We start from the raw sequence: 6,401 nt of genomic DNA on the forward strand, positions 1-6,401 counted from the left end.
GGGGGGAGAACTTGATGCGGAAGAGACTTACATATACCGGATTTGCAATTGGGGGCGTTCTGTTATTTTTGGTGTTCACTTTCCAATTCAGCGAAAATGATTCGTGGAAATCATGGAATCTTCCTCTGTCAGGAAAAATAATTGTCATAGATCCGGGACATGGAGGTATGGATGGCGGCGCAAATGTACAGGATATTATGGAAAAGGATATTTCACTCGCGGTTTCTTTGAAAATCAGGGATTATTTGCAGGAACAGGGTGCGCTTGTCATTTTAACCAGGGAGACCGATCGGGACTTAGCGGATGGCGATGAAGGGTCAGTCCGTCAGCGGAAACAGGAAGATTTGCGGAAACGGGCAGAAATTATCAATGATTCAGAAGCAGATCTGTTTTTAAGCATTCATTTAAATGCCTTTCCTTCCTCTTCATCGAAAGGAGCCCAGACGTTCTATACAAAAAGATTCGAGGAAAATGAACAGCTTTCGAAATTCATTCAGGCAGAGATCATTCGGAATCTGGAAAATACGTCCCGGGAGGCCAAACAGATTCAGAATATCTATTTAATGGAGCATGCAAAGAAGCCGGGTGCTCTTGTGGAAATAGGGTTTCTCTCTAATGCAGCAGAGAGGGAGAGGCTGAAGAGTGAAAAATATCAGGACAGCATTGCCGCTTCCGTATATAAAGGAGTGCTTCGCTATTTAACGGAGGAAAAGGTCGAAAAGGATGATCAGGATGACGGAACCTTGGGGCGCTGACCAGGGTTTTTTTTGATTGTAAGGCTTGGCAATAAGTAAATTTTCTCGCTTATGTTATACTGTTACTGGGTAAAAATACGTATGTTAAAGGGGTGCTCAAGCTTTGTTAACAGAAGAAAAAGTAAGAGGCATATTAAAGGAACTTAAGGATCCTTTTCTCCATAAAAGTCTGGAAGAAACAAATGGGATTGTCGAAGTAAAAGTAAAACCGGAAAAAAATCATGTCAGTGTGAAGATTGCGATTGCGCAAACAGGCACTGGCGAACAGATGCAGCTGCAGATGGAAGTTGTAAACCGTCTGAAGGAAGGCGGAGCAGATTCTGTCGGGATCCGTTTTGCGGAGCTTCCAAAGGAAGTCCTTGATCAATTTCGGGGCAGCATGCCTCAGGAAGAAGAAGCAGATCAGGGTCTTCTTTCACCGAACAGCAAAACTCAATTCATTGCCATTGCAAGCGGAAAGGGCGGCGTAGGAAAGTCTACTGTTGCTGTTAACTTTGCAATCGCACTTGCAAGACAAGGCAAGAGGGTTGGACTTGTTGATGCGGATATTTACGGTTTCAGTGTTCCTGATATGATGGGCATTTTAAAACGTCCGGTTGTGCGCGGGGAGAAAATCATCCCTGTTGACCGCTTTGGCGTGAAAGTAATTTCTATGGGCTTTTTCGTAGAGGATAATGCACCGGTCGTTTGGCGCGGACCAATGCTTGGAAAAATGCTGAACAGCTTCTTTAATGAAGTCGAGTGGGGAGAACTGGACTACCTTGTTCTTGATTTGCCGCCGGGTACAGGAGACGTTGCATTAGATTTACATACTATGCTTCCGTCAAGTAAAGAAATCATCGTTACGACTCCGCATCCGACAGCTGCTTTTGTTGCGGCCCGTGCAGGTGCGATGGCTATCAAAACAGAGCATGAAATTATCGGTGTTGTTGAAAACATGTCGTACTTTGAAAGCAAAACGACGGGTGAGAAAGAGTATGTATTCGGAAAAGGCGGAGGAGACAAGCTTGCAGAAGAGCTTCTGACTGAAGTGCTTGGCCGCCTGCCTCTGCAGCAGCCAGACTGGAGTGCAGAGGATTTTGCTCCGTCTGTATATGCAGCTGACCACCGTCTTGGTAAGATCTATGAACAAATGGCATTAAGAGTTATTGAGAAACTGGGATAAAAAACAGGGCTCCAAAAAGGCGTAATGCCTTTTGGAGCCTTTTTATTTTTTGAAGGTCTTTTGAACCTAAAAAGTATACGGACTTATTTTTGCTCTTCTTTTTTCTGATCCTGTTTTAGTGTTTTGGAAGCTGCTTTTTCCAGGCTTTCTTCCATTTTTGTCTGAACAAGCGGACTTTCCATGGTTTCCATGATTAATTCCTTATAAGTCGTTCTCATTTCTTTGGATTTCAATAAATCCGTCATTTCCTTTTTCATATCGGCTTCTTTCATGATATCCATCAGCATTCCGCGGTATTGAGGGTCTTTTGATAAATCCTTGAGCAGCTTTTCATGCTCTGACTTCAATGCCTTTGCATAGGCAGAGGCAAAGGAAGAATCTTTGAATGCTTTTTCCCAGAATTCCTTCTCTTTATCAGAGGTCAGCGTTTTCTCGATCGTGTCTTTGACCATATCCTGTTCCATGACCAGTTCGCTTTTCATTTGATCATCTGTCATTACATCCTGAATGGCCTTTTTCCCATCATCTGTTTTCAAGATATCAACAACCATCTTTTTGGTTTCTTCATATTCCATATCATTTCCGGCTCCGTTATCTGAACATCCTGCAGCTAACAGGAGAGAGCACAGTAATAGACTGATGTTTAGTATCCGTTTCATGTAGGAACTCCTTTCGTACAGGATTCTATTTATAATATGGATTTTTCGGCTGATTTTATTCATGGGGGAAACAGTGGATTTTATCAAAAGGGGTTGGTACAATTATAGGTAAAAATAGAAAAGTATGGGGGTAAAAGATGAACAGCCGTAATATTGTTCGATTGTTCCTGTCCACCCTGCTTGTCGGGGGACTGACAGGCGGGATTGTAGGTTTTATCGTACGCTGGAATGAGTTTGAAAAGTACTTTTCTTCTTTCCAAATCGGTTCAATTCTTTCCACGTTCATCTGGCTTTTCGGTGTCGGATTAATATTCAGTGTCATCAGCCAGGCTGGTTTTTTTGCTTACCTGACGATCCATCGGTTCGGGCTGGGCATCTTCAAAGGCCCATCATTATGGAATGCGGTGCAAGTGATCCTGCTTGCCTTTATCCTGTTTGACCTTATTTATCTCCGCTATATCTCATTTGGCGAGGGGAAGGGGATCGGACCATATATTGGACTGGCTGTCTTTCTCCTGACAGCGGGTCTTATTGTGGCTTATCTCAAAGCAAAGCAGACGAATATGCATGCTTTTATTCCTGCTGTCTTTTTCATGGTTGCCGCTACAACAGCGGAATGGGTGCCGGTGCTGCAGTCCAATGACGAGGGGTGGCTGTATTTTATGCTGTTTCCGCTGCTTGCCTGCAACGCTTTCCAGCTCCTGATGCTGAATCCGCTCATTGTTAAGTCGCAGCGGGAAAGAGAGGAGCGGCTCCGGCAAAAGACACCGCTGTCCGGCGGCATACAAAAAGAAGGCCACTCGCACTGAGTGGCTCCTTCTGTCATTCCTAGTTGATTTCCTCATTTCTTGTATCAGAGTTGGAAATCATTTCAGAGACGGTGACAAAGTTCAAATTCTTCGAGCGAAGTTCCTCCAGCAGATCAGGAAGAGCTTTATTGGTTTGCTTTGCAGAATCAGAAGCATGCAGCAGGATGATGTCGCCCTGTTTGGCCTTATTGACATTTTGAACAATCTGACTGACCCCCGGATTCGTCCAATCCTTTGAATCAATGCTCCAATGGACAACAGTGTAGCCTAATTTTTCTCCTATGGTGAGCAGCCGTTTATCAAAATGGCCGGTTGGTGCCCTGAGCAATTCGATGTCCTCGATATTTAGTTTTTTGAAGACCTCCTGTGCTTTTAAAATATCCTTGGTGATTTCTGGATCCTCCAAACTGGAATAATCTTTATAATCATAGCCGAGCAAGCCAATCTCATACCCTTCCTCATGAATGGAAGTGACAATATCGGGATGGCGTTCCGCCCATGAGCCAGACAGAAAGAAAGTGGCGGATTTGATATTTTGTTTTTTTAATGTGTCCAGTATGGGAGCGGCCTTTTCATCGCCCCATCCAATATTAAAGGTAAGAGAGACGTTTTTTTCTCCTTTATATACAGCTTTTGGTCCGTCTTCTGTTGAAAAGACAGGAGCGTGCAGGATATTTTGGACAAAGAGAAACCACGCTGTAAACAATGCTGTCAGGAAGATTAAAGCATTTTGCTTCATGTTCTTTGCGTTTAATACCATAAAGAATTTCAATTCCATCACCTCGTCCATTCACTCTTGTCTTCATTTTTATGCGGGGGAATTCTCTGATATGCTGATTTCCTGTTTTGAAGGCAGGTCATTAGTTTTTATCTGTCATTCATATTTGTCTGCAGTCTCATTTTTTTGCCCTGAAAGTAAAACATGATCGGGTAAGTGTGATCGCTTCACGAAAAGGCGGTAAGGTTTTAATGAAAAGAAAGATCATTTATTACTGTAATTTATTCTTGGTCCTATTTATCTTCAATTTATTAATGAATCACTTTCTAAAAAAAGATTTGGATATCTTAACTGCTTGTTCTGCGGTTTTGGGTTTATCAGTCGGGATGTTTTTAGTTGAATGGCGGTCAGAAAGGAAGGGAGCTGATAAAGTCACTAGGCTACAGATTTTTCTTTAGAAAAGTGTTGACGAAAGAAATCCTGCCTGGTATTATAAAAAAGTTGCTGTTACAAGTTGTCTTTCTACTAAAAAAGATTTTAAAAAAGTTGTTGACATCTTCTGTTGAATTTGATAAAATAATCAAGTCGCTAACGAAGCGGCACTGAAATTGCTCTTTGAAAACTGAACAAAACAAAGCGTAAGCGTACGATATATAGTGAACTAACACTATTCAAAAAAAGTAATGTTGACCATTGACATATGTCAATACCAGCACTTCTATGAGCAAGTCAAACATTCTTCGGAGAGTTTGATCCTGGCTCAGGACGAACGCTGGCGGCGTGCCTAATACATGCAAGTCGAGCGAATCAAAGGGAGCTTGCTCCCGGAGATTAGCGGCGGACGGGTGAGTAACACGTGGGCAACCTGCCTGTAAGACTGGGATAACTTCGGGAAACCGGAGCTAATACCGGATAGTTTCTTCCCTCTCATGAGGGAAGATGGAAAGACGGTCTTGGCTGTCACTTACAGATGGGCCCGCGGCGCATTAGCTAGTTGGTGAGGTAACGGCTCACCAAGGCGACGATGCGTAGCCGACCTGAGAGGGTGATCGGCCACACTGGGACTGAGACACGGCCCAGACTCCTACGGGAGGCAGCAGTAGGGAATCTTCCGCAATGGACGAAAGTCTGACGGAGCAACGCCGCGTGAGCGATGAAGGCCTTCGGGTCGTAAAGCTCTGTTGTCAGGGAAGAACAAGTGCCAGAGTAACTGCTGGCACCTTGACGGTACCTGACCAGAAAGCCACGGCTAACTACGTGCCAGCAGCCGCGGTAATACGTAGGTGGCAAGCGTTGTCCGGAATTATTGGGCGTAAAGCGCGCGCAGGCGGTCCTTTAAGTCTGATGTGAAAGCCCACGGCTCAACCGTGGAGGGTCATTGGAAACTGGGGGACTTGAGTGCAGAAGAGGAGAGTGGAATTCCACGTGTAGCGGTGAAATGCGTAGAGATGTGGAGGAACACCAGTGGCGAAGGCGACTCTCTGGTCTGTAACTGACGCTGAGGCGCGAAAGCGTGGGGAGCGAACAGGATTAGATACCCTGGTAGTCCACGCCGTAAACGATGAGTGCTAAGTGTTAGAGGGTTTCCGCCCTTTAGTGCTGCAGCTAACGCATTAAGCACTCCGCCTGGGGAGTACGGCCGCAAGGCTGAAACTCAAAGGAATTGACGGGGGCCCGCACAAGCGGTGGAGCATGTGGTTTAATTCGAAGCAACGCGAAGAACCTTACCAGGTCTTGACATCCTCTGACACTCCTAGAGATAGGACGTTCCCCTTCGGGGGACAGAGTGACAGGTGGTGCATGGTTGTCGTCAGCTCGTGTCGTGAGATGTTGGGTTAAGTCCCGCAACGAGCGCAACCCTTGATCTTAGTTGCCAGCATTCAGTTGGGCACTCTAAGGTGACTGCCGGTGACAAACCGGAGGAAGGTGGGGATGACGTCAAATCATCATGCCCCTTATGACCTGGGCTACACACGTGCTACAATGGATGGTACAAAGAGCAGCAAACCCGCGAGGGCAAGCAAATCTCATAAAGCCATTCTCAGTTCGGATTGCAGGCTGCAACTCGCCTGCATGAAGCCGGAATCGCTAGTAATCGCGGATCAGCATGCCGCGGTGAATACGTTCCCGGGCCTTGTACACACCGCCCGTCACACCACGAGAGTTTGTAACACCCGAAGTCGGTGAGGTAACCTTTTGGAGCCAGCCGCCTAAGGTGGGACAGATGATTGGGGTGAAGTCGTAACAAGGTAGCCGTATCGGAAGGTGCGGCTGGATCACCTCCTTTCTAAGGAA

The 6,401-nt window shown here is 45.6% G+C and carries 5 protein-coding genes and 1 rRNA gene; 4 read left to right on the forward strand and 2 right to left on the reverse strand.

Translation table 11 applies throughout. The features are described from left to right. Positions 1-14 precede the first annotated feature (14 nt). Positions 15-755, forward strand: coding sequence for an N-acetylmuramoyl-L-alanine amidase CwlD (gene cwlD / locus BQ4305_RS00755; protein ID WP_110926038.1), 741 nt, complete (start codon positions 15-17; stop codon positions 753-755). 103 nt (positions 756-858) lie between these two features. Next, positions 859-1,920 carry an Mrp/NBP35 family ATP-binding protein gene (locus BQ4305_RS00760; RefSeq protein WP_110926039.1) on the forward strand — a complete coding sequence of 354 codons (1,062 nt, stop codon included), beginning with the start codon at positions 859-861 and terminating at the stop codon, positions 1,918-1,920. Positions 1,921-2,003: 83 nt separating this feature from the next. Here BQ4305_RS00760 and gerD read toward each other — a convergent pair whose 3' ends face one another. Further along, positions 2,004-2,579, reverse strand: a complete 576-nt coding sequence (gerD, locus tag BQ4305_RS00765) for a spore germination lipoprotein GerD (protein WP_110926040.1) — start codon at positions 2,577-2,579, stop codon at positions 2,004-2,006. A 137-nt stretch (positions 2,580-2,716) separates the two neighbouring features. Between gerD and BQ4305_RS00770 the strand changes: the two genes are divergently transcribed. After that, positions 2,717-3,388 (forward strand): KinB-signaling pathway activation protein, encoded by a 672-nt coding sequence (locus tag BQ4305_RS00770; RefSeq protein WP_110926041.1) that lies wholly within the window; start codon positions 2,717-2,719, stop codon positions 3,386-3,388. Between the two features lie 19 nt (positions 3,389-3,407). On the opposite strand, the gene pdaB is transcribed toward BQ4305_RS00770, so the two are convergent. Next, complete coding sequence (pdaB, locus tag BQ4305_RS00775; protein ID WP_110926046.1) at positions 3,408-4,160, reverse strand: polysaccharide deacetylase family sporulation protein PdaB; 753 nt, start codon at positions 4,158-4,160, stop codon at positions 3,408-3,410. Between the two features lie 683 nt (positions 4,161-4,843). On the opposite strand from pdaB, the gene BQ4305_RS00785 reads away from it, so the two are divergent. After that, positions 4,844-6,393: ribosomal RNA gene (locus BQ4305_RS00785) — 16S ribosomal RNA — on the forward strand. Positions 6,394-6,401 lie beyond the last annotated feature (8 nt).

Source organism: Bacillus massiliglaciei (assembly GCF_900098925.1).
Lineage (GTDB): Bacteria > Bacillota > Bacilli > Bacillales > DSM-1321 > Peribacillus > Peribacillus massiliglaciei.